Origin of the sequence: Pseudomonas sp. Sample_11, from assembly GCF_004307505.1 — a bacterium.
GTDB classification, from domain to species: Bacteria; Pseudomonadota; Gammaproteobacteria; order Pseudomonadales; family Pseudomonadaceae; genus Aquipseudomonas; species Aquipseudomonas atacamensis.
Genome location: NZ_RCOD01000096.1, coordinates 71,393 through 95,325 on the forward strand (window position 1 = coordinate 71,393; position 23,933 = coordinate 95,325).

General features: G+C 59.9%; 20 protein-coding genes. 11 read left to right on the forward strand and 9 right to left on the reverse strand.

Going from position 1 to position 23,933, the window contains the following annotated elements; all coding sequences use genetic code 11:
- Positions 1–92 precede the first annotated feature (92 nt).
- Positions 93–2,432, forward strand: a complete 2,340-nt coding sequence (locus D8U60_RS25080; RefSeq protein ID WP_130901191.1) for an acylase — start codon at positions 93–95, stop codon at positions 2,430–2,432.
- A gap of 52 nt (positions 2,433–2,484) precedes the next feature.
- Here the strand turns inward: D8U60_RS25080 and D8U60_RS25085 are convergent, their stop codons facing one another.
- Positions 2,485–3,486 (reverse strand): FecR family protein, encoded by a 1,002-nt coding sequence (locus tag D8U60_RS25085; RefSeq protein WP_122612239.1) that lies wholly within the window; start codon positions 3,484–3,486, stop codon positions 2,485–2,487.
- A gap of 153 nt (positions 3,487–3,639) precedes the next feature.
- Between D8U60_RS25085 and D8U60_RS25090 the strand changes: the two genes are divergently transcribed.
- Complete coding sequence (locus tag D8U60_RS25090; RefSeq protein WP_016770715.1) at positions 3,640–3,909, forward strand: PepSY domain-containing protein; 270 nt, start codon at positions 3,640–3,642, stop codon at positions 3,907–3,909.
- Positions 3,910–3,980: 71 nt separating this feature from the next.
- Here D8U60_RS25090 and D8U60_RS25095 read toward each other — a convergent pair whose 3' ends face one another.
- Positions 3,981–8,825, reverse strand: coding sequence for a DUF6543 domain-containing protein (locus tag D8U60_RS25095; protein WP_241663576.1), 4,845 nt, complete (start codon positions 8,823–8,825; stop codon positions 3,981–3,983).
- Between the two features lie 230 nt (positions 8,826–9,055).
- On the opposite strand from D8U60_RS25095, the gene D8U60_RS25100 reads away from it, so the two are divergent.
- Positions 9,056–10,084, forward strand: coding sequence for an Ldh family oxidoreductase (locus tag D8U60_RS25100; RefSeq protein ID WP_130901192.1), 1,029 nt, complete (start codon positions 9,056–9,058; stop codon positions 10,082–10,084).
- A 60-nt stretch (positions 10,085–10,144) separates the two neighbouring features.
- Here the strand turns inward: D8U60_RS25100 and D8U60_RS25105 are convergent, their stop codons facing one another.
- Positions 10,145–10,462 (reverse strand): DUF883 family protein, encoded by a 318-nt coding sequence (locus D8U60_RS25105; protein ID WP_024012897.1) that lies wholly within the window; start codon positions 10,460–10,462, stop codon positions 10,145–10,147.
- Positions 10,463–10,616: 154 nt separating this feature from the next.
- Between D8U60_RS25105 and D8U60_RS25110 the strand changes: the two genes are divergently transcribed.
- Positions 10,617–10,871: a hypothetical protein gene (locus D8U60_RS25110; RefSeq protein ID WP_003224595.1), complete on the forward strand. Its 255-nt coding sequence runs from the start codon at positions 10,617–10,619 to the stop codon at positions 10,869–10,871.
- A gap of 6 nt (positions 10,872–10,877) precedes the next feature.
- On the opposite strand, the gene D8U60_RS25115 is transcribed toward D8U60_RS25110, so the two are convergent.
- Positions 10,878–11,792, reverse strand: a complete 915-nt coding sequence (locus tag D8U60_RS25115; protein WP_051600446.1) for a LysR substrate-binding domain-containing protein — start codon at positions 11,790–11,792, stop codon at positions 10,878–10,880.
- Between the two features lie 84 nt (positions 11,793–11,876).
- On the opposite strand from D8U60_RS25115, the gene D8U60_RS25120 reads away from it, so the two are divergent.
- Positions 11,877–12,800, forward strand: a complete 924-nt coding sequence (locus D8U60_RS25120; protein WP_130901193.1) for a carbon-nitrogen hydrolase family protein — start codon at positions 11,877–11,879, stop codon at positions 12,798–12,800.
- A gap of 139 nt (positions 12,801–12,939) precedes the next feature.
- Here D8U60_RS25120 and D8U60_RS25125 read toward each other — a convergent pair whose 3' ends face one another.
- On the reverse strand, positions 12,940–13,413 hold the full coding sequence (locus D8U60_RS25125) for an LEA type 2 family protein (RefSeq protein WP_073474543.1): 474 nt from the start codon (positions 13,411–13,413) through the stop codon (positions 12,940–12,942).
- Between the two features lie 65 nt (positions 13,414–13,478).
- Positions 13,479–14,945, reverse strand: coding sequence for a nucleobase:cation symporter-2 family protein (locus tag D8U60_RS25130; RefSeq protein ID WP_110645241.1), 1,467 nt, complete (start codon positions 14,943–14,945; stop codon positions 13,479–13,481).
- Between the two features lie 289 nt (positions 14,946–15,234).
- Between D8U60_RS25130 and zapE the strand changes: the two genes are divergently transcribed.
- The 3 genes from zapE (at position 15,235) to D8U60_RS25145 (ending at position 17,651) form a co-directional block, all read left to right on the forward strand.
- Positions 15,235–16,353, forward strand: a complete 1,119-nt coding sequence (gene zapE / locus D8U60_RS25135; protein WP_130901194.1) for a cell division protein ZapE — start codon at positions 15,235–15,237, stop codon at positions 16,351–16,353.
- 17 nt (positions 16,354–16,370) lie between these two features.
- Positions 16,371–16,952, forward strand: coding sequence for a DinB family protein (locus tag D8U60_RS25140; protein ID WP_024012902.1), 582 nt, complete (start codon positions 16,371–16,373; stop codon positions 16,950–16,952).
- 201 nt (positions 16,953–17,153) lie between these two features.
- On the forward strand, positions 17,154–17,651 hold the full coding sequence (locus D8U60_RS25145; protein WP_130901195.1) for a GNAT family N-acetyltransferase: 498 nt from the start codon (positions 17,154–17,156) through the stop codon (positions 17,649–17,651).
- A 116-nt stretch (positions 17,652–17,767) separates the two neighbouring features.
- On the opposite strand, the gene D8U60_RS25150 is transcribed toward D8U60_RS25145, so the two are convergent.
- The 3 genes from D8U60_RS25150 to D8U60_RS25160 form a co-directional block, all read right to left on the reverse strand.
- On the reverse strand, positions 17,768–17,977 hold the full coding sequence (locus tag D8U60_RS25150) for a hypothetical protein (RefSeq protein WP_071172389.1): 210 nt from the start codon (positions 17,975–17,977) through the stop codon (positions 17,768–17,770).
- 192 nt (positions 17,978–18,169) lie between these two features.
- Positions 18,170–19,912: a phosphoethanolamine transferase CptA gene (locus D8U60_RS25155; RefSeq protein WP_130901196.1), complete on the reverse strand. Its 1,743-nt coding sequence runs from the start codon at positions 19,910–19,912 to the stop codon at positions 18,170–18,172.
- Between the two features lie 210 nt (positions 19,913–20,122).
- A complete protein-coding gene (locus D8U60_RS25160; protein ID WP_016774671.1) occupies positions 20,123–20,305 on the reverse strand; it encodes a DUF6026 family protein in 183 nt (60 codons plus the stop codon).
- A gap of 275 nt (positions 20,306–20,580) precedes the next feature.
- Between D8U60_RS25160 and gnd the strand changes: the two genes are divergently transcribed.
- From gnd to D8U60_RS25175, 3 genes are read left to right on the forward strand one after another with little or no spacing between them, the layout of a single operon-like run.
- A complete protein-coding gene (gnd, locus tag D8U60_RS25165; RefSeq protein WP_122698319.1) occupies positions 20,581–21,561 on the forward strand; it encodes a phosphogluconate dehydrogenase (NAD(+)-dependent, decarboxylating) in 981 nt (326 codons plus the stop codon).
- The gene (zwf, locus tag D8U60_RS25170; RefSeq protein WP_016774673.1) at positions 21,558–23,081 is read left to right on the forward strand and encodes a glucose-6-phosphate dehydrogenase; all 1,524 of its coding nucleotides are present in this window, start codon (positions 21,558–21,560) and stop codon (positions 23,079–23,081) included. Before gnd ends, zwf begins: the two co-directional genes overlap by 4 nt.
- A complete protein-coding gene (locus tag D8U60_RS25175) occupies positions 23,078–23,899 on the forward strand; it encodes an HAD family hydrolase (RefSeq protein ID WP_123442523.1) in 822 nt (273 codons plus the stop codon). The genes zwf and D8U60_RS25175 overlap by 4 nt, the downstream gene beginning before the upstream one ends.
- The last annotated feature ends 34 nt before the right edge of the window (positions 23,900–23,933 follow it).

Below are 23,933 nucleotides of genomic sequence, written 5' to 3' on the forward strand. Positions count from 1 at the left end.
TACCCGCTAAATTTTTTTCCTCAGCTTCGTTTCTTCGTCAGGCTCATTGCGCGTGGACGCAGGGGCAATCGACCTTTCGATCAGGAGCAAGCGTGATTATTTCCAGGCAACTCACCGGGCTGGCCCTCGCCAGCACCTTGTTCGGACTGAGCCTGTCGGCCCATGCACTGAGCCCGGCTGCACAAACCAGCGCCGATATTAGCCGCACCAGTTTCGGCGTGCCGCACATTCGCGCCGAGAACGAACGCGGGCTGGGCTTCGGCATCGGTTACGCCTATGCCCAGGACAATCTGTGCCTGCTGGCCAACGAGATTGTCACGGTCAACGGTGAGCGCTCACGCTACTTCGGCCCGGAGCAGTTCACTGTCGAACAACGGGAAAACCGCGTCAGTGATGTGTTCTTCACCTGGCTCAATACTCCAGAAGCGGTCGAAACCTTCTGGCAGGCGCAACCGACGCAGGTCCGCGACCTGGTCGAGGGTTATGCCGCCGGATACAACCGCTATCTGGCCGAACGGCGCCAGCAGGGATTGCCGCAGCAATGCCAGGGCGAGTGGGTACGTGAAATCAGTGCCGAGGATCTGGTCAAACTGACGCGGCGCCTGTTGGTGGAAGGCGGGGTCGGGCAGTTCGCCGAGGCTCTGGCCGGCGCCACTCCGCCGCAAGCGACCGCACAGGTCAAGCACGACACCGAGGCGTTCCAGTTGGCCGACGCCCGTCAGCAACGTTTCGCCCTGGATCGCGGCAGCAACGCCGTGGCAGTCGGCAGCGAGCGTTCGTTCAACGGCCGTGGCATGTTGCTGGCCAACCCGCATTTCCCATGGGTCGGCGGCATGCGTTTCTATCAGATGCACCTGACCATCCCCGGCAAGCTTGATGTCATGGGCGCGGCATTGCCGGGTCTGCCGATGATCAACATCGGTTTCAACCAGCATCTGGCCTGGACCCACACTGTCGACTCGTCGAAACACTTCACCTTGTATCGCCTGCAACTCGATCCAAAGGATCCGACCCGCTACCTGCTCGATGGCAAGTCGCTGCCGCTGAACAAACAGTCGGTTACCGTGCAGGTCAAGCAGGCTGATGGCCAGGTCGTGCCGGTGAAGCGCGATATCTACAGTTCGCAGTTCGGCCCGATCGTGCAATGGCCGGGCAAGCTCGACTGGGACAAGCAGTACGCCTACAGCTTGCGCGATGCCAACCTCGACAACGATCGCGTGCTCAAGCAGTGGTATGCGATGAACCAGGCCAGCAATCTCAATGATCTGCAAGACGCCGTGCACACGATCCAGGGCATCCCGTGGGTCAATACTCTGGCGGTGGATGACAAGGGCCAGACGCTGTACATGAACCTGTCGGTGGTGCCGAATGTCAGCGCGGAAAAACTGGCCAAGTGCAGCGACCCACGCCTCGGTCTGCGCATGATTGTCCTGGACGGTGCCAACAGCGGCTGTGCCTGGGATGTCGATCCGCAAGCGGCGCAGCAGGGCATTTTTGCGCCCAGCCAGTTGCCGCAATTGCTGCGCAAGGATTTCGTTCAGCACTCCAACGATTCAGCGTGGCTGGCCAACCCGGCGCAACCGCTCACTGGCTATTCACCGCTGATCAGTCAGGACGGACAACCGCTGGGCCTGCGCTCGCGATTTGCGCTTGATCGTTTGGCTGAACTGAGCAAAAAAGGCCCATTGGTGGTCAAGGATCTGCAGCATATGGTCATGGACGATCAGGTCTATCTGGCCGCGCAGGTCATGCCCGATCTGCTGAAGTTCTGCGGCGCCGATCTGGGCAGCGATGCGGCCACGCTGAAGCCGGTTTGCGCCAGCCTCAAAGCCTGGGATGGTCGTGCCAGCCTGGATTCCGGGATCGGTCTGGTGCACTTCCAGAACATCATGCAGGCGCTGCTTGACTCACCGGATATCTGGCGTGTTGCATTCAATCCGGCCGATGCGCAACACACTCCGCACGGCCTGGCGCTCAAACAACCGGCCGTGGCCAAGGCGCTGCGTGAAGCGATGCTGGCGTCGGTCGAACTGGCCGGCAAAATGGGCCTGAAGCCGGACATGCGCTGGGGTGACATCCAGGTGGTCAGCAGTGGCGGGCGGCAAACGCCGATTCATGGCGGGCCGGGTACGTTGGGCATCTACAACGCGATGCAAAGCGTGCCCCGTGATGACGGCAAACTTGAGGTGGTCAGCGGCACCAGCTATCTGCAAGTGGTGAGCTTCGACGAAAAAGGCCCGCACGCCCAAGGGCTGCTGGCGTTCTCGTTATCCAGTGATCCGGCGTCGAAATATTCACGCGATCAGACCGAGGCGTTTTCGAAGAAACAGTGGAGTGTCCTGCCATTCACTGAGCAGCAGATCCAGGCGGATCCGCAATATCAGGTGCGGACGATCAAGCAGGATCAGGCAGGGAAGGTGGCAGCGCAGTAAACAGTCGTCGCCTGAAACAAACGAAGGCCGCCTCCCGCAAGGGACGCGGCCTTCAGCTTTTCGGCGGGCGTTGCGGCATCGAATTGATTACCGGGTTGCCTTCCTTGTTGCGAGTCAGGTAGACCGGCAGCACTTTGGGCAGGCTGTTGGCGAGGTTGTTCATCTCTTTGATGTTGTAGACACCGCCCACGCGGATCGCGCCGGTACTGGTGTCGGCCAGCATCAACGGCTTGTCCAGGTAACGGTTGATCAGCGGCAGGGCGTCGTGCAACGCAAGGTTGTCCAGTATCAGTCGGCCGCTGCGCCACGCCAGCGAGGTATCGCCGGGGTAGGTCTGACTGATTTGCGGTGCGTAATCGCCATGTCGGTAGCGTGCCTGCATCGATGGACTCAATCGCAGGCCGTCGCCCGGCAGATCGCGATTGCTGCTGACCAACACCGAACCCTCGACCAGATTGACCCGCACCTGATCTTCGTACATCCACACATTGAACCGCGTACCGGTCACGCGGATCTTGCCGTCGCCGGCGCGCACCACAAACGGATGAGACGCGTCATGGCTGACATTGAAAAACGCCTCGCCCTTGTTCAGGGTGGCGCGACGTTCATTCTTGTAATTGCTGAACGTCAGGTCGGTGTTCAGGTTGAGTTCCAGCTGGCTGCCGTCGCTCAGAGTGATCTGACGCACACTGTCAGTGGCGGCGTAATGCTGATAACTGTTGGGCACCCAGCCCAGACTCCAGCCGCTGTAGGCCGCGAGCGGCAAGCCGACAGCGCAGGCGCCGGCGATGACCGCGAACTTGCGCCACGAACGCAAGGGTTTGCGCTGCGCCGCGAGCGCCTCGGGTTCGGTTCGAGGCAGATCTCCGGCGACTTCCCAGATTTCCTGCATGGCTTCGTACTCAAAGGCGTGCAGCGGATGGGCTTCGTGCCAGGCTTCAAATGCGCGACGCTCCTCGTCCGTGCAGTCAGCGGCGTGCAGACGCATGCACCAGTGCGCGGCGGCATCGGTGATCGCATCGTATTCGGCTTCCGAGAGAGTGTCTTGGGTCATTGACTCGTCCTGATTTCGCTCATTCTAACCTCGCCGGCAGGCTGCCGAGAACATCCGTCATGGCATTTACCCATCAACGTGGAACTTATTTTTCCCTGTGGCGCCCAAAAAAACAGGAAGCAACTGCCTACTATCCATAAATGGAGTGAAAAAATGATCAAAAAGACATTCGCAGCCCTGATTGCCACCGCCGGTTTGCTCAGCGCCGGTGCCGCCCTGGCGGACAAACCAGGCGCAGGCTGGATCACCATCGAAAAAGCCATCGAGGTCGCCAAGACCAAGGCCGGTTATGTCGAGGTCTATGAGATCGGCGCCGACAATGACGGCTACTGGGAAGGCGAAGGGCGCAAGGCCGACGGCACTGTTTACGAATTCCGCATTGATGGCGCTTCCGGCAATGTGCTGCGGGACCAGAAGGACTAACCCACCTTAAGCACTCACTGATTCTTGTGTTGAGCAATGCGCTGGCGCGACGTCAGCGCATTTTTTTGTCTTCACGGCAGCGCTTGCGAGGCTCCTGCCTGATCCGAGCCCGCCGCCGCTGACGATAGAGGGGCGGGAAGCGGGTCGAGCTGGCGGCCCAGTTCACTGATGAGCAACGCGATCGAATCGGCGTTGGCGAGCATGACGTCAATCCTTGCATCTGCAGAATCAGGGCGGCAAAACGCCAGGCGTGCATCTGCAAGGTTTGTGGTGTTGGTAAGGCTGAGGATTTTTTGGTAATTGCCGGCATGCGCGGGTACTTTGTCCAGGTCGGTCCAGACCTGTTTGCCGGTTTTCTCCGCAAACAAGTGCTTGCCGTAGCGCGACAATAAGCTGCGATGACGTTCAATAGATTCCTTGGCATGTTTGCCCGAGGTCGTCCTCGTATCGATGAGGTCCAGATAAGGCGCCATGGCCTGCACGGCGACAAGATCGTCGCTGTCGCAAACCAGATGCGAGAGCTCATGGATCAGCGTTACAGCGCGGGCATGGGAATCAACATTGAACCGAGGGGGCAAATGCGCAGTGTATTTATCCAGTCCCGGGTTGAAAAACAGCTCAGTGAGATGAATGATTTTTCGTTTGTCCTGTTTGAAAACGAATGCCACGGTATTTCCGCTGCCAGGCCCGTTCAGACCAGTAAAAAAGCGTTCGGTATAGAGCAGATCGTCTTTCGGGTTCGTCAGTTCTCGGCAAACAGGAATAATTACCTTCTCGAATTTCCTGAGCAGCGTAGGCGTTATTACCGACACCTCGAAGAACTCCTTTAAAACCGTCTCTAACCGCGTGCCGGTAAGGTTGTCGCGCTGCGTAACGTAGTTATGCAGACAATTGACTGCGTATTCTCTTGCACGATTTACCGCTTGCTGTATCACGAACGCCCTGGCCGGATAGCGACGGTTGATCTGGGCCATGCCTCTGGCCTGGATATACATTTCTATGGAACGGTTTTCCTCGACTTCGTGTTGCACAGGGTCACGTTTTTTTGACCGGCAGCGATACACCTGCTGGCTGGTGCTTGCGACGACCAGACGGGAATTTTTCTCCTCGAGTGCCGGCCCCTGGCTGCCGTCTTTTTTGCGCAAATACCAGGTCTTTTCGACCTGGACCGTCGGATACACCTTGCCGGCAATAGCGGCGTATTTCTGCGTCGTCGACGAATCGCCATAGACCAGCTTATTGGCATCGAGCTTGAGGCTTTCCAACGCCGTGCTGCTTTCGAAGGGCTGCAGATCCACGCGGGCGGGCGTTACCGGTGACACTTTTGCCCAGCGAGAGGCTGCTTGCACCGTCGTGGCTGTACCCTCAGGTGCGTGCGCTTCTGCGGCGAATTCGGTACTGACCGTTTCTGCCTCGCTTTCCCAGGACAGACGTCCCAGGCTGAAGAGGGTAATCGCCCCTGCAATGAAGCTTTTCAGGGCGTTCGCCCAGTGGTGATCCTGCAGGCCTTCAGCGGAGGCCTTGAAATCCTGATAGCTGCGCCAAAGGAAAAATCCGCAGGCGAGTTTGCCCGGCAACACGTGCGGCACCAGGCGGACGCCGTGGCTGAACAGAAACTTCACTGCTTCCCAATCTGCCTGGGCGTTGATCTGTGGTTGGCTGCGCAGCATTTGTGGCAGAAGACTCAGGGTGTCTTTGTGCAACCGCTCGAGCACGTTGCCCTTTATGGGGGAGTCATGAAGGGTGATTTCACTGTTTTTGCCGATCGTTGTTTTCAACAGGCTCTTGAATACGGCCTGCTGCGCGTCAGGCAGACGCCGGATGAGCAAGTCCTGAAAGTGGCCGGGGGTATTGAGTGCTTCGATCAACTGCGCTTCGTTCTCGAACTCGCGAAATATCCATCTTGAGTAAGGCGCATAAAGGACCCGGGGCCCTGTTTGCCCTGCGCCCGGACCGAAGACATACAGTCCGAGCGCGTCTACGCAATCAGCGCCTGAAGTCTTGATCAACGATAGCGGACAAGCGATGGCGTGAGCACCGTCGACCATCGCCCGCGCTATCCCGTCCGGCATATCGAGGACCTGGCAGATATAGTCGTAGCCGGTATCGGAGAGTTGCTGTTGCAACTTCATCGAGTGGGCGTGCTGCATCAATTGCCAGGGCAACTGGCACAAGAACCGTTCTTTGCTGAGGCGTGCTGACGCGCTATCAGCTGTCAGCGCTTCCGTCACTTTCGCGGCGTAGGTCGTGGCAACGTCGAGAGATTGCAGCAGTTGCCGTACGGCGGACTGGCCAAAATCCTTCGGTAGTGCTGTCGCTGTTGTCGATGCCACTTTGAAACCGCTGTCCTGCACGACGTTGTAGTGATGCAAGCTAAACTCCAGCAAGTCACAGGCAGGGCCGGCCAGTGTCAGGTTGGGGGTGATCCGGATGTCCTGTGGCTTGAGGCCGTTGCCTGGAAATCGCGCATCGAGCAGTGTCTTGAGTGTCTGCTCGATATGAGTGGCCAGCGCCGGGGCCTCATCGAGGAAATCCTTGCCGTCGATGAACGCGCGGCGCAGTTCATCCAGCAACGCCAGTTGCGTGCGCTGCTCGGTCGCCGAGGCCATGCGCAACCAGTCGGGATAATCCAGATGACTGGCAAGGGTTCGTGCAAGGTCAACGGCGCGGCGCATATTGGTATCGATCACCGCGCTTTTCATTTGCTCAAGGTAAGTCTGCAACGTGCCCTGGTCCTTGATACACACGCGCAGCTCTTCTGAATCGGCCAGGAAGTGTTCAATGCCCGATTGCATGCGATTGCTGGAAACACGGTCTTCAATCAATTGAAAACTGCCCAGGGTGTATTGCTGGCCCAGTCGACGTTGAGCCCTTGGCAGATTTTCCAGCAGCGTATGACTCTGGTTGTTGTCATCCAGGCGTTGTTGCAATTGCTTCTGCGCGACGGCGATATTCTCGAACTGTTCCAGCCCAGTGGCCGGTGTCCACAGGATGGCGCGTCCGGAATGCTGGTCATCCATGCCGCCGCGCTCTGTCAGAAGCACGCAGTGAGCGAGCGGCAGCGCACCTTTGAACTCGGCACAGGTGAGGGTGAGCGACCATGCATCGGGGCGAAAACCATTGAGTGACTGGCGCTCCCTGCGTATCGGATGCGTGGCATCGAACACGGTGTCGACGATCTTTCGCTCGGCCTCCAGCCATGACCCGCTGAGACTGCGCAGGTACGCCTCACCGCGCAGGCCATCTTCGAACGCCTGCGCCAGCTTCCAGAGAATGCCCTCGAGAAAGACCCGCTGTTCGCCGCCGTGGCCGGTCGGCTGGTCTTTGAAGTGGCTGGTCAGATTATCCAGCGTCCGTCCCAGACTCGTCGCCTGCTGCGCAGCCTTGTCCGCTTGCACGAGTGACGATGGCGGAGTGCTGGTGAATAACGGACGGGTACTCCAGCGCTGATTGAGATCGAGCTTGAGCAATCGTTCATGAATCATCGAGCGGATATCCAATGCCTTATCAAAGAGTGCATGGATATCGGTGGTGCGTTTGCTCTGACGAAAGCGCTGCAACACGAATTCAATGTTCTGGCGTTGTTTGGTGATGATGGTCTCGAACAGCGTCGTCATGATCTCACCGCCAATGTTTTCCCCGGATACCTGTGCGTTAGTGAAGCCAAGGTAGCGATTGCGCTCTTGCAGGTTCATCAGCCCGTACAGCTCATCTTCGTGCCCGGCAGCTCGCAGTTTGGCGGTCAGTGTCTGTTTGAGGTCGGCGTAGTCGGTGAGTACCTGCAGGCCCTGGCTGGGCGTATAGAGATAAGCCTTGTCATGATTGATCATCAGCGAACCGGCCAGCTCGACACAGGCTGTCTCTTCGCTCAGGCACACGGTTTCGAACGTTGGCCGCCGCACTGCAACGCTTGGCTCACGGACCAGACAGTGCAGGGCGTCGAATTCGCTGGCAGTGAGGATCTGCGTTTCGCGCTTGATCATCAGATCCGCTCGGGCTTGATCCTGTAGCGTCTGGCTGAAGAAGGTACGTCTGGGCGAGCCCTCGAATGAAGCGCCATTCCAGTAGATCTCAAGCTGCCGAAACAACAGCATGGTCAATTTTCCCGATGCGGACTCGATCGCATGGGTCCAGGCAGACTGATCGTCCTCGCTTACCGAACGAGCGGGATGGGTAAATTCCACGGTCTGACCGTGCGGCCAGCCCTGGCGATGAAAGTGCAGCAGCAGCGCGTCACTGAGCGACAGCGAGTCGACCCACTGTTTGTCCGCAGAGGAGGACGCCGAGTAGAAACCGACCCGGGTTAGCGACTGTTGCAGCGCGGCAAAATGCGCTTCCAGCAGTTCGTCGAGAATCTTTTCCAGCAACGTTGCAAGGGATGGCAGGCGTTTGAGCTCGTCCAGCAGGTCACGGGCGCACCTCTCCAGGGATTCGCCGATAGCCGCTTGTTGGTCCTCGAACACATCACCTTCGATGGTTTCGCAGGTCAGGGTAATCCCGCGTTTTTCCACCAGTTCCTTGCGCAGCGAAACCGAGAGGAAAGCCAGCAGATCATCAGCTTCCCCGGCATTGTCGAGGCGTGTCTGCAGGGCGTCCGTCAGTGCTTGGCGGTCAGCGAATTTTTTCAGGCCATCGTAGGGCGTATAGAGAAACACGCCGTTGTCATCCGGCCCTGCGCTGAGCATGAAGCTGCCCGCCAGCGGCACGGCCTGTTGCTTGTCGGCGTTGAGCAGGATGCGTTCGGCCAGCATCGGCGGGGTTTGCTTGTTGCGCAGCGATTGCGTCGCCAGTTGCGCATGGGCAAGCCAGTCGAAGTCTTTGCTGTTGAGACCGTGTGCCGGACCCAGGGCAGCATGCAGGCCGGGTGAATCGAATATCACTGGAAACAACAGCGGGGCAGTCGGGGTGGACATCATTGCAACTCTGAACGGGGCGCCATCGGGCTGGAACTCAACAGTAGATGCGCAGACTGGAGCACTTGCGGTAGATAGTTACCGCACACGCTGACCGTGAAATGTGCATCAGGGCGCGCCAGCGGATGCCGATCAATCGAAGGGTTGACAGCTGGCAGCTCGGGCGCGGTTAATCGGTGGGCAAATTCGACCGTACGCTGTTGTTCCCTCCAATAATCATTCTGGAGCTTCAGATGTCTGCGCTACACGATCATGGCTCGTCCACAGTGTCCCTCGAGGCACTGACGCAACTGCTTGAAACGATTTTTCTGCGCCACGGCACTTCCAGCGACGTCGCCCGGGTGCTGGCCGCCAACTGCGCCAACGCCGAACGCGACGGCGCCCACAGTCATGGCGTGTTTCGCATCCCCGGTTATGTCTCGACGCTGAAAAGTGGTTGGGTCAATGGCCATGCGGTGCCCCAGGTTGAAGACGTCGCGCCGGGGTTTGTCCGGGTTGACGCCGGCAACGGTTTTGCCCAGCCAGCGTTGGCAGCGGCCCGACCACTGCTGATCGAGAAGGCGCGTCATGCCGGGATCGCGGTGCTGGCGATTCGCAACTCGCATCATTTCGCTGCTTTGTGGCCGGATGTCGAGCCCTTCGCCGACGAAGGTCTGGTGGCGCTGAGCGTGGTCAACAGCATGACCTGCGTGGTGCCCCATGGCGCTGATCGGCCATTGTTCGGCACCAATCCGATTGCCTTCGCCGCGCCAACGGCCAACGCCGCGCCGATTGTGTTCGACCTGGCCACCAGCGCCATCGCCCATGGCGATGTGCAGATCGCCGCGCGCAAGGGGGAAAAACTTCCGGTCGGCATGGGGGTCGACAGCCTCGGCCAACCGACGCAGGACCCCAAGGCGATTCTCGAAGGCGGCGCGTTGTTGCCGTTCGGCGGGCACAAAGGCTCGGCGCTGTCGATGATGGTCGAGTTGCTGGCAGCGGCATTGACCGGCGGCAATTTCTCATTCGAGTTCGATTGGTCCAACCATCCCGGCGCGAAAACACCATGGACCGGCCAGCTGTTGATCGTGATCGATCCGAGCAAAGCGGCGGGGCAGAACTTCGCCCAGCGCAGCGAGGAACTGGTGCGGCAGATGCACGGGGTCGGGCTCAAGCGTTTGCCGGGGGATCGGCGGCATTTGCAGCGTGCCCGCTCATTAGCGCAGGGCATCACGCTGGATGAACAGACGCTGGGGCAGTTGCGGGAGTTGGCGGGGGACTGAGTTTGCACAAGGCATAAAAAAGCGAGCCCCAAGGCTCGCTTTTTTATGTGGCGCTGGAACTCAGCGACGGCCGAGCAGCAGGCCCACCACCAGGCCGAAACCGGCGGAGACCGCCACGGTTTGCCAAGGGTGGCCACCGATGTAGTTCTCGGTGGCTTCAACAGCGGGTTTGGTGCGGTCGCGCACGCTGGACACCGAATCCAGTGCCAGCTGCAGCTTCTGGGCAATTTGTGCGCGCAGCGTTTCTGCTTCTTCGCCTACCAGTGAAGCGCTGCTCTTGAGCAGTTTGTCCGATTCTTCGATCAGAGCCTGAAGCTCGCTGAAAGCTTGATCCTTGATTTGCTCTTCGGCAGCTTGCGAGGCGGTTTTACGGGCCATTGGGTGACTCCTTGCAGGTGAATGGACAGTGACCAATGGAGTGTAGCGGCAGGCGAAAAGTTGCATGTGATTCGCGGACAAGGGAAAAACCTGCACCGGAGATTTGTGTCGAGCGTGTAAGATGTCGCCATTTTACGCAGCAGGATAAATCCCCATGAGTTTCAATCTGGCCGACAAATCCCTCGCAGAGCGCGCAGCGCTGGAAGACGAGAAATCCCGTCTGTTCGAACTCTGGCAGAACAATCTGGGCAAAGCCAAAGGCGAAGCCGCGCGCCTGTTTGGGGAGCGCTCCAAGCGCAAGGGCAAATGGGCCGAGTGGGTCCGCGCCGAGCTGGATGGCATGTCGCCGCCGGAGTTCGCCAACATGGTGCGCAGTGAAGTCAATCGCCTGATGGCGGCGAACAAATAATCCGCTTCACCCCTGGCTGAACGTGGCGGCAATCGCCTCACGAACCTTGACCAGCACCGGATCGATCTGTGTGCTGGTGCGCCAGCCCAGTTCCACCGGATAGCGCGGTAAAGCCAGAGGGCAGGGCAGCAGCGCCAGTCCGCTCAGCGCCGCGATACTTGCGGCGGCGTGGGCCGGGATCGTCGCCACCGCCTGACTGCCCTTGAGCAAAAAGGGCAGTGCAGCAAAATGCGTGGTCGACGCACAGACTCGCCGGCTCAAACCCACTGCCGCCAATCCTTCATCGGTAATGCCGATAAAACCGCCCGACGACACCAGAATGTGCTCGCGTTCAACGAACTCCTGCAACGCGATCTGCTGTTGGCCTGGCGCGAGACTGGCCGGGTCGACCAGACACGCATAGCCGCCTTCCCCCAACACCTGACGGCTGAGCAGGCGCTCGGCAAATCCTCCGGCAGTGATCGCCAAGTCGATGCTGCGCTCCATCAGCGCGCGGGCGACGATCTGGCTGTGGGTCTGGCGGAATATCAGCCGCAGCTTCGGCGCACGGCGGGCGATTTCCTCGATCAGGCGGCGGCCGTAGGCAATTTCAAAGTCATCTGACAGACCGATCGCCACCGAGCGCCCCTCGTACTGATTGGCCGCTGGATCAAGCATGGCCAGACTTTGCCGGCATTTGTTCAGGGCATCGCTGATCACCGGTTTCAACTGATTGGCTTGCAGCGTCGGCGCCAGACCGCGCCCGGTGCGCACGAACAACTGATCGCCATACACCTCACGCAAACGACGCAACGCCGCGCTGACCGCCGACTGCGTTACGCCAAGACGCAGGGCGGCGCGGCTGGCGCTGGATTCCTCGTGCAGCGCTTCGAAGACTTTCAGCAGATTGAGGTCGATGTCGGCGATATTCATTTGGCTCATATCATTCAGCAGTGGGTAGGGCTTTATTCATGATCGCGTGACACCGGAGAATCGGCAACACCTGAACCTGATGGAGTAAACACGATGGCCAAATCCATAGTTGCGGCGTTGCAGATCGGTGCCTTGCCCGGGGGCAAAGGCGAAACCCTCGACCAGATTCTCAGCTGGGAAGACGCGATTCGCGAATCCGGCGCTGCGCTGGTGGTAATGCCGGAAGCCCTGCTCGGTGGTTACCCGAAAGGCGAGGGTTTCGGCACCCAGTTGGGTTATCGACTGCCTGAGGGGCGTGAGGCCTTTGCGCGTTATTTTGCCAACGCCATTGATGTGCCTGGCGCCGAAACCGACGTGCTGGCCGGATTGTCAGCGCGCACCGGGGCCAATCTGGTGATCGGCGTGATCGAGCGCGCCGGCAGCACGTTGTATTGCACGGTGCTGTATTTCGATCCGCAGGCCGGGCTGCTCGGCAAACACCGCAAGCTGATGCCCACCGGCACCGAGCGACTGATCTGGGGCAAGGGTGACGGCTCGACGCTGCCAGTGTTCGACACCCAGGTCGGCAAGCTTGGCGCGGTGGTGTGCTGGGAAAACATGATGCCGCTGCTGCGCACGGCGATGTATGCCAAAGGCGTTGAGGTCTGGTGCGCGCCGACCGTTGACGAGCGCGAGATGTGGCAGGTCAGCATGCGCCACATCGCCCACGAAGGCCGCTGTTTCGTGGTCAGCGCCTGTCAGGTGCAGGCCTCGCCGAATGCGTTGGGGGTGGAGATTGCCAATTGGCCCGGGGATCGACCGTTGATTGCCGGCGGCAGCGTGATCGTCGGGCCGATGGGCGATGTGCTGGCGGGGCCGTTGCGCGGGGAAGCGGGCTTGCTCACGGCGCAGATCGACACCGATGAACTGATCCGCGCGCGGTATGACTACGATGTGGTCGGCCACTACGCGCGGCCGGATGTGTTCGAGTTGACCGTTGATGAGCGGGCGAAGCCGGGGGTGCGGTTCAATACCTGACCTTGAAACTTGTTTTGAACCTGTGGGAGCTGGCTTGCCAGCGATGGGGCCATGTCAGTCGACATCTTTTTTTGGCAGATGCACCGCTATCGCTGGCAAGCCAGCTCCCACAGGGATCGGTGTCCGATCAGAAAACTTTTTACCAAGTCGCCGCACTCGCTTTAGGCAGGCTCAACTTGCCGCTGTCGGTAAAGCGCATCGTGCCAAACAAACCGCCCGCCAGTTTGCCGCGCAGCACGTAGGGCAGGTTATCGAGGCTTTGCGTCTGGCTCAGGCCCAAGGTCTGGCGCAGGAACGAGAACGCCGAGACGCTGACCGGTACCGTGACAATGGCTTCAGAGAAACGCGGGATCGAGCCGCTCTGATCGCTCACACCGGACGCCAGCGAATGACCATTGACCTCCAGATCCAGGGCGATGCCGTTGTAATCGATCGCCGTTTCATTGGGGTTCTGCACGCGCAGCTTGATCGCGAAGCGTACTTCCAGTTCCTGGCTGGGCAACGGTTCGAGGCCAACCACGTTGATGTTCACCGGATCGCGGTTGGGAAACAGTGCGCAGGCGCTGAGCGACAACAGCAGAAGCGACAGGATGACGGCGTGGACGCGGCGCATAAAAATCTCTCGACAAAAAAGGGCTGAACCGTTGCCGGTGCAGCCCTTTTTGCCAAGGCGCGACGTCAGCGGTTCAACTGTGCGACAGCCGCCGCTTGGCCGGGTTCACCTTTGGCGGTGACGTCGGGGTTTTCCATGACCTGCAGGATCGAAGCTTCCGGGTCGAAATCGTCTTCTTCCAGCTCGATGAATTCCTCGGGCAGGAAGATGTTCAGCACGATAGCGCACAACGCACCGACAGTGATTGGCGATTCGAAGATGTTGCGCAGCGCTTGCGGCAGTTCGCGCAGGACTTCCGGCACCGCCGCGATGCCCAGGCCCATGCCGAGGGAAATCGCCACGATCAACATGTTGCGGCGATGCAGACCGGCCTCGGCGAGGATCTTGATTCCGGCCACGGCGACGGTGCCGAACATCACCAGCTCGGCGCCGCCCAGCACCGGTTTCGGCATCAGTTGCAGCACCGCGCCGATCATCGGGAACAAACCGAGCAACACCAGCAGCCCGGCGATGAAAAACGCTACGTAGCGGCTGGCCACACCGGTCAACTGGATCACGCCGTTGTTCTGCGCAAAGGTCACCATCGGCATGCTGTTGAACACTGCCGCCATGGCCGAGTTGAGACCATCGGCGAGCAGGCCGGATTTGATGCGACGGATGTACAGCGGGCCTTTCACCGGTTGCCGCGAGATCATCGAGTTGGCGGTCAGATCACCGGCCGCTTCCAGCGGCGACACGAGGAAAATCACCGCCACCGGCACGAACGCCACCCAATCGAAGTTGAAACCGTACTTGAACGGCACCGGCACGCTGACCAGCGGCACCTCGGGCATCGAAGCGAAATCCACCGTGCCCATCAGCCATGCCACTACGTAGCCGAGGGTCAGGCCAATGACGATCGCGCCCAGGCGCAGAAACGGCACGTCGACACGGTTCAGCACAACGATGGTGCCGATCACCAGTGCCGCGAGAAACACATGGCTGGCCGCGCCAAGATCTGGCGCGCCGAAGCCGCCGGCGATGTCGGTCATCGCCACTTTGATCAGCGACAGGCCCATCAGCGTGATGATCGTGCCGGTCACCACCGGCGTGATCAGCATGCGCAGTTTGCCGATGAACTGGCTGAGCACCACTTCGATGAACGCGGCGAAGAAGCACACGCCGAAGATCGTCGAGAGGATTTCGTCAGTGCCACCGCCACGCGCCTTGACCATGAACCCGGCGCTGAGAATCACACTGATAAAGGAGAAACTGGTGCCTTGCAGACACAGCAGACCGGAACCCACCGGGCCGAATCGCTTGGCCTGGACAAAGGTGCCGAGGCCGGAGACGAACAGCGCCATGCTGATCAGGTAGGGGATTTCACTGTGCAGACCGAGGGCGCCACCCATGATCAGGGTCGGGGTGATGATGCCGACGAAACTCGCCAGCACGTGTTGCAGCGCGGCGAACACCGTGGCGGTCAGGTGCGGACGGTCGTTGAGGCCGTAGATCAGGTCGTTGTTGCGCGGGGTTTTGTCAGAGGCGGTCATGGTGAGGTGCGCGCCGCAAGGCGGGGCCGGGTCAGAAAATGGGTGCGCAGAATGCCGGAAGAGGGCGGCGAGGGCAACGAGCAATAACTGCCTGAAAGGTCAGGTTTTACTGCCTCTCCCTTGTTCTGATCGTTCCCATGCTCCGCGTGGGAATGCAGCCCGGGACGCTCCGCGTCCCTTCCAGAGCTGGAACGCGAAGCGTCCCTTGAGGCATTCCCACGCAGAGCGCGGGAACGATCAAGCGTGCCTCGACCGGCAATGGAAAAGCGCCCGTGGCATACTCCCGCGCATGACTTTCGACTCCCCCCTCAGTGCCTGGCAATACGCGGTCGACCACAAGGGTTTCATCCAGGATGAAGCCCAGGAACACGCGGTCTGGGCCTTGCAAAAATGCCATGAAGCCTTGCACGCCGGCGCCCGCTCGGTCGGCGGCGTGTACCTGTGGGGGCCGGTCGGGCGCGGCAAGACCTGGCTGATGGATCAGTTCTATCAGAGCCTGCGGGTGCCAGCGCGGCGTCAACACTTTCATCACTTCATGGGCTGGGTGCATCAGCGTTCGTTTCAACTCAGTGGCATCGCCGATCCGTTGCGCGCTTTGGCCAAAGAGCTGGCCGGCGAAGTGCGCGTGCTGTGCTTCGATGAACTGTTCGTCAATGACATCGGCGACGCGATCATTCTCGGCCGGCTGTTTCAGGTGATGTTCGATGAAGGTGTGGTGATCGTCTGCACCTCCAATCTGCCGCCCGATGATCTATACGCCGACGGCTTCAACCGCGACCGTTTCACGGCGGCGATTGCGGCGATCAAGGCGCACATGACCGTGGTCGCGGTAAATGGCGCCGAGGATCATCGCTTGCATCCGGGGACGATCGAGCAGCGTTATTTTGTTCGCGCGGATGATTTACCGAGCGCACTGGAGGCCGTGTTCAAATCGCTGGCTGCAGATGAGACTGTCAGCGAGGAACCCGTCGCCGTGGGCCACCGCACACTCAACGTGGTGCAAGCCAGCGAATCCGTGCTGTGGTGCCGCTACAGCGATTTGTGCGAGCAACCTTTCGCCGCCATGGACTTCATTGCCCTGTGTGATCGCTACCGGGCTATTCTGTTGAGCGAAGTGCCGAACCTCATCGCACAGAAGCGCGAAGGACGTATCGCACGCGGCACCGAAGACGGCGCTGAGCGCGTGGTCGCCGGCGACCGCGAACTGCCGCAGTTATCGGTGCACGACGACGGCGTTCGCCGCTTTATTGCGCTGGTCGACGAATGCTACGACCGCAAGGTGCCGCTGTACGTCGAGGCAAGCGTACCGATGGATGCGCTGTACACCGAGGGCTATCTGGAATTCCCGTTCCGCCGCACCCTCAGCCGTTTGCAGGAGATGCAGTTGCAGCGTTTCGCCGAAGCCTGAAAGAAGAGGGCGCCGACATGAGTCAACCGCTGTCCCATCATTTGCTGACCATGGCCTATCAGAATGCCTGGGCCAATCACCGCCTGGCCAAGGCCTGGAGCCAGCTCGACACCACTGAACTGGCGGCGCCACGGGTGAGCTTCTTCCCCAGCATCCGCCTCACGCTCAATCACATCCTCACCTGCGACTGGTTCTACGTCGACGCGCTGGAACGCGAATTGCGCGGGGACGAGCCGCACCCGGATTGCTACGCATTCTTTAATCAGGACGAGCCGTTTACCGATGCGGCAACGCTGCGTGCCGAACAAGCCCGCGTTGATCGCCGGCTGATCGCCTATTGCGAGCAACTGCGCGATGCCGATCTGCCAAGAATCGTCACTATCGCTCGCGACGAACCGCAACATGACAGCCGCCTGCGCATGCTCTCGCACCTGTTCGAACACCAGATCCATCATCGCGGCCAGGTGCACGCCATGCTCAGCGGTACGACGGTCGAACCACCGCAACTGGATGAGTTTTTCTGTGTCGGCGAAAGCGCATTGCGCGCCGAAGACTTCGCCGAACTGGGCTGGACTGAAGAGCTTATCTGGGGCCACTGACCGCGAAAGATCGCAGCCTCGTTGCACTCGTCAACTCCTACACATATCGGACCGTAGGAGCTGACGAGTGCAACGAGGCTGCGATCTTTTGATCTTCAGCTTTTCAAGTTGCCCTCTCCGGCGCACCCGAGCTAATGTCCCCCCTAGGCCTTCCAGCAAGCACCTTGCGCGCCGGGGCTCTTTGCTTAATCGGGGATGGAAATGGATTCCGCAGAAATACTCGTACTTCAGGCCAGTTACAGCAACCCGGTGCACGCCGAAGCCATCGGCATCGTGCTCAACCACTACGCCGAAGATCCCATGGGCGGCGGTCACCCGATCGCGCCTGAACTGCTGCAACGCCTGCCCGAAGAACTCGCCCGCCGCCCGCATGCCTTCAGCGTGCTGGCCTTCGTCGGCGGCGAACCGGCCGGGCTGGTTAACTGTTTCGAAGGCTTCTCGACCTTCGCTTGCAAACCGCTGGTCAACGTTCACGACGTCGCCGTGGTCGGCAAATTTCGCGGCCTGGGGCTCAGTCAGATAATGCTGCAGAGGGTAGAAGAGATCGCCCGTCAGCGCGGCTGCTGCAAGATCACCCTGGAAGTGCTGGAAGGCAATGCGGTGGCGCAGGGTTCATATCGCAAATTCGGCTTTGCACCGGGGATGTTCAATCCAGATCACGGGCGGATGCTGTTCTGGATAAAGGACTTGCAGGCCTGAAGGCTCCTCACCGCAAATCACCAACATAAAAAAAGGCGCCCCGATCAGGGCGCCTGAACTGTCATCTCCCGGGCCAGAGCGGAGCCACGGAAGGTCCATCGGTTGCTCGGTAAAATTCAGTCGCGATAAGACTCGGTCACCTGCGCCGTCTGGTCAGCAGGGACGCGGATTTCTTTCGCACTGGCGTCGGTCTTCTGCTCGCTTTGCGCGTGCTGGACCGGGAAATTGTCGTAGTAATAACGCATGCGCTCGGCGCCGCCTTCAGCGAAGGCGCTGGTGGAACCGAGGGCGAGCAGGGTGGTGAGAATGAAGGTAGTGGTTTTCATGGTGCCTCCTACTGAACAAGTGGGAGTCGGTTCGTCCGTGAAGCAGACCGCGAAAGAAGTCTGCGGCGCGGCCATTAACAATGGGTTAACGCGGGTTAAGGGCAAATATTTCGGGGTATTTCAGAGCGTAGTACCGTCGCAGCACGCCGATTAGCGCATACAAAAAAGGGCCCTCGCAGGCCCTTTGTCGTCTTACTTCTGCGCCACCTCTGCCGGGGCAAGCTGCTTGGGTTTCATCAAGCTGAAATCGATCAGTGAGCGTTTCGCCGTCTGATACGGATCACCAATCAACAGTTTGCGCGGCACGAAGCTGTCGCTGACCAGACTTTTGGTGCGGTCCAGTTCATCCGAGCTCAATCCGACCAGATCCGCCCAGGTGTGGATGAACTGCGAGCTACTGTACGGGCGGCTGAGGTCGCCGGCGAAGTTCCAGTCATGGTTTTGCTTCCACTTCGGCGAGGCCCAGGCCATGAACGGGATGGTGTACATCGGCGCGGTCGGTTTGTTTTCGTTGCGGCCGAGAGTGCTGTGGCCGGCCGAGTCGAAAACATCTTCGCCGTGGTCGGACAGATACAGCAAAAAGCCGTTCGGGTCGGATTTGGCGTAATCCTTGATCAGGCTAGAGACCACAAAGTCGTTGTACAGCACCGCGTTGTCGTAGCTGTTGTAGGTCGGAACCTGATCGTCGCGCACCCCGGCCGGTACGCCCTGGCGATCCTGGAACTTGTCGAACGTCGGCGGATAGCGGTACTGGTAGCTCATGTGCGTACCGAGCAGGTGCACGACGATAAGTTTGCGTTCAGCTGGATCAGTCAGGGCCTTGTTGAACGGCTCGATAACGTCACCGTCGTACTGCGCGGCGTTCTGGTTGCGGTTGTTGTTCAGGTACACCTGCTCGTCAGCCTGTTCGGAGAAGGTCGTGAGCATGGTGTTGCGCTTGGTCATGGTCTGCTGGTTGGTGATCCAGAAGGTCTTGTAACCGGCCTGTTTCATCACGCTGACCAGCGATGGCGTCGACAGGTACAGATCCGGGTTCTGCTCATCGGCGAAGGTCAGCACTTGCTGCAGCGCTTCGATGGTGTAAGGGCGCGGGGTGATGACGTTGTCGAAAACCGCCAGTTGATCCTTGAGCTTGTCCAGTTCCGGCGTGGTGTTGCGCGGGTATCCGTAAAGACTCATGCGCTGACGGTTGGTCGACTCGCCGATCACCAGCACCAAAGTCGCCGGTTGCCCGGCCGAGGCGTCCTTGAGGTTTTTCAGCGGCGGGATCTTGCTGGCACTGTCGAGCATGCCTTGCATGTCGGCGAGGGTTTCCTGATAGCGGTGATAGGCCACAGCCATCTGCCAGGGCACGGCGGGCTCGATACGGGTTTCGAATTTCTCGAAACCTTGGGCGAAGGTGCCCATGCGCATGGTTTGCTTGACCAGCGGATAGCCGACCACGGCAACGACAATTGCCGTCGCCGCTACCAGCGCGCGACCACGCGGCATGTAGACCGGGCGCAGACGCGTCCACAAAAAGTAGGCAAACGCGGTATGGGCGAGGAACGCCGGGATCATCCACCAGGCGAAGTACTGGGTCATGTACTCGCCGGCTTCCGACACGTTCGACTCGAACATGATGAAGATGACGCTCTGCGAGAATTCCTGCTGATAAATGAAGAAGTAACCCAGGCTGGCCATTGAGCAGGCCCACAGCACCACACCGATGATCGCCGCAAGCAGACGCGTCTGTTTGGGGAACAGCAGCATCGGCGCCAGCCACAGCGCGCTCATCACGAAGGCCTGGCGGAATCCGGTGAAGCCGGATGTGCCGGTCAGCTGGATCAGCAGTTGGGTGATACCCGAGAAGTACCAGAAGAAAACGAACAGCCAGATAAATCCAGCCCAGTCAAAACCCGTCGCAGTCGTTTTACTGCGTTTGAACAATGCCATTCAGTGCTCCAGCTCAATCATCAATCCCACGCCGGAACGCTTCCATGACACCGACGAACAGAGGCCGTGCGCGCAGGCACGGCCAGAATGGGGCGGAGTATCCCCAAGGGCTTGTGAAAGATTTGTTAAGCGCCGCGTTTGATGAGCATCAGGCGGTCAGAGGTGCAACGTGTCGGGAACGACGGGGGCCGTTCCCGAAGCAGGCGGGGATCAGGCGTGGGGTGCGCGCTGCACAACCGGACGCGGTTGCGGCTGCGAGCCTTGGGTCAATGCGCGCAATTGCGCCAATTCGTGCTTCAACTGGTCGCGCTCGTCTTTCAACTGGCGCAATTCATCGCGACGGATCGTAACGTAGAGGGTTTGTGGCGGCATTGCTGTGTGTACTGTGCCCATTGCTCACCTCGCAAATGGCGTGCATCAACTGTAAGTCACTCCTCGTTTTGAGGCGCTTGACTTACTATCGGCGCCAATTTTGATTTCTTTTGCCCTGGAAGGGAACTTTTTTATTTTTCATGGTCGGTGTGTCTTCGGCAGGATTCGGGGCGTTATCACTCTGGATCGGGCACAATGCCCGGAAACTTCATCGCAACGCTCTGGACTAACCTCCATCAGTCGCGTTGGGCTATAACCAATGACACACATTTATTTGTAGTAAGGAGCATCAGCACATGCAACTCGGGATTATTGGACTGGGCCGCATGGGCGGCAATATTGCGCGACGTCTGATGCTCAACGGGCACACCACCGTTGTTTACGACCGCAATACCGCTTTCATCGATAACCTGGTCGCCGAGGGCTCCACTGGCGTCGCCGACTTGCCGGCACTGGTTGCCGGCCTCGACAAGCCGCGCGCGGTCTGGGTCATGCTGCCGGCCGGCGCACCGACCGAAGACACCATCAACACCCTGAGCGAACTGCTTGAGCCCGGCGATACCATCATCGACGGCGGCAATACCAACTACAAGGACGACATTCGTCGCGCAAAGACGCTGAACGAGAAGGGCCTGCACTACATCGACGTCGGCACCTCCGGCGGCGTCTGGGGCCTGGAACGCGGCTATTGCATGATGATCGGTGGAGACGCCGAAACCGTGCAGCGCCTCGACCCGCTGTTCGCCGCACTGGCGCCGGGCATGGGCGACATTCCGCGCACCAAGGATCGCAAGTCCGATGATCACCGTGCCGAGCACGGTTACATCCATGCCGGTCCCGCCGGTGCCGGGCACTTCGTGAAGATGATCCACAACGGCATCGAGTACGGCATGATGGCCGCGTTCGCCGAGGGCTTCGACATCCTCAAGACCAAATCCAGCGAACGCCTGCCGGAAGATCAGCGTTTCGACCTGAACGTGGCCGACATCGCTGAAGTCTGGCGTCGTGGCAGCGTAGTTTCGTCGTGGCTGCTGGACCTGACTGCCGATGCGCTGGCCAGCGATCCGAAGCTCGACGGTTTCTCCGGTTCCGTGGCTGACAGTGGCGAAGGCCAATGGACCATCGAAGCGGCCATGGAGCAAGCGGTGCCGGTACCGGTGCTGTCCAACTCGCTGTTCTCCCGTTACCGCTCGCGCGGCCAGGGCACCTTTGGTGACAAGATCCTGTCGGCACAACGCTTCGGCTTCGGCGGCCACGTGGAGATTGCCAAGAAATGACCCGTACGATCCGCAGAAAATCCAAGGCAGAACCCGCACCACCGACCACGCTGTTCCTGTTCGGTGCCCACGGCGACCTGGTCAAGCGCTTGCTCATGCCGGCGCTGTACAACCTCAGTCGCGACGGCCTGCTCGACGAGAATCTGCGGATCGTCGGCGTTGATCACAACGCCATTACCGATGAAGCCTTTGCGCAGAAGCTCGAAGACTTCATCCGTACCGAAGTGGCGGCGAAGGTCGGCAAGGGCGATCAGATGCTTGATCCGCTCTTGTGGGCCAAGCTCGCCAAAGGCATCAGCTACGTCCAGGGTGATTTCCTCGACGACAGCACTTATTCCGCCCTGGCGGCGAAAATCGCCGACAGCGGCACCGGCAATGCGGTGTTTTACCTGGCCACCGCGCCACGTTTCTTCAGTGAAGTGGTGCGCCGTCTCGGCAGCGCCGGTTTGCTTGAAGAAACGCCCGAAGCGTTCAGAAGGGTGGTGATCGAGAAGCCGTTCGGCTCCGATCTGCACACTGCCGAAGCCTTGAACGCCTGCCTGCTCAAGGTCATGAGCGAAAAGCAGATCTACCGGATCGACCATTACCTGGGCAAGGAAACCGTGCAGAACATCCTGGTCAGCCGGTTCTCCAACAGCCTGTTCGAAGCGTTCTGGAACAACCATTACATCGACCACGTGCAGATCACCGCGGCGGAAACCGTCGGTGTGGAAACCCGTGGCAGTTTTTACGAACACACCGGCGCACTGCGCGACATGGTGCCCAATCACCTGTTCCAGTTGCTGGCCATGGTCGCCATGGAACCGCCGGCTGCTTTCGGCGCTGACGCGGTGCGCGGCGAGAAGGCCAAAGTGGTCGGGGCGATTCGTCCCTGGTCGACGGAAGAAGCCCGGGCCAACTCGGTGCGCGGCCAGTACAGCGCCGGCGAGCGCGATGGCCAGCCGTTGAAGGGTTATCGCGAAGAAGCCAACGTGTCGCCCGACAGCACCACGGAAACCTACGTGGCGCTGAAGGTGATGATCGATAACTGGCGCTGGGTCGGCGTGCCGTTCTATCTGCGCACCGGCAAGCGCATGAGCGTGCGCGACACCGAGATCGTCATCTGCTTCAAACCGGCGCCGTACGCACAGTTCCGCGACACCGAAGTCGACGAGTTGCAGCCGACTTACCTGCGTATCCAGATCCAGCCAAACGAAGGCATGTGGTTCGACCTGCTGGCCAAGCGCCCGGGGCCGGCGCTGAACATGGCCAATATCGAGCTGGGTTTTGCGTACAAGGATTTCTTCGAGATGCAGCCTTCCACCGGCTACGAAACCTTGATCTACGACTGCCTGACCGGCGACCAGACCCTGTTCCAGCGTGCCGACAACATTGAGAACGGTTGGCGAGCGGTGCAGCCTTTCCTTGATGCCTGGCAGCAGGATGCCAGCGTCGAAACGTATGCGGCCGGCGAAGATGGTCCGCAAGCAGCCGAAGATCTGCTGACTCGCGATGGTCGCGTCTGGCACAGCCTGGGATGAGTGATTTGTCGAAACAACCGATACGTTTTCTGCTCAGCGACATGGACGGCACGCTGTTGCTGCCGGATCACACACTGAATCAACGCACCATCGACGCCGTTCGCTCGTTGCGCGAGGCCGGCGTGCTGTTCAGCCTCGCCAGCGGCCGCCCGCCGAAAGCCATGTTGCAGCAGATCGAGGCGCTGGGCGTTGATCTGCCGACAGCGGCGTTCAATGGCGGCACCATCGTCAAACCGGACGGCACACTGTTGGCCGCGCATTATCTGCCGGCCACGACCGCGCTGATTGCTTTGGCGCAGTTTGCCGATCAACCGGAGGTGGAAATCTGGGTGTTCAGTGGCGGCGACTGGCTGCTCAAGGACCCGCACGGGCCGATGGTCCCTCGTGAGCAGAGCGGCCTCGGCTATCCGCCGGTGGTGGTCGAGAGTTTCGAGCCGTATCTGGAGCGCATCGACAAGATCGTTGCCACCAGCAATAACACAGAGTTGCTGATTGAGCTGGAGGCGCAGCTGTTGCCCAAGGTCAACGGCATGGCGCAAGTGTCGCGCTCGCAGCCGGTGTATCTGGACGTCACTGCGCTTGAGGCCAACAAAGGCACCGCGCTGACAACGATTGCCGAATACCTCGGCGTGCCGCTCGAGCAAACCGCTGTCATCGGCGACGGCGGCAACGACCCGGCGATGTTCAAATGCGCCGGCTTGTCGATTGCCATGGGACAGGCGGAAGAGGCGGTGAAGCGTCAGGCGGATGTCGTTACAGCGTCGAACACCGAAGACGGCGTGGCTTTGGCGATCGAGCAGTACATCCTCCCGCACTGATCCACTCCTACATGGGTTTTGCGGTGTTTGATCG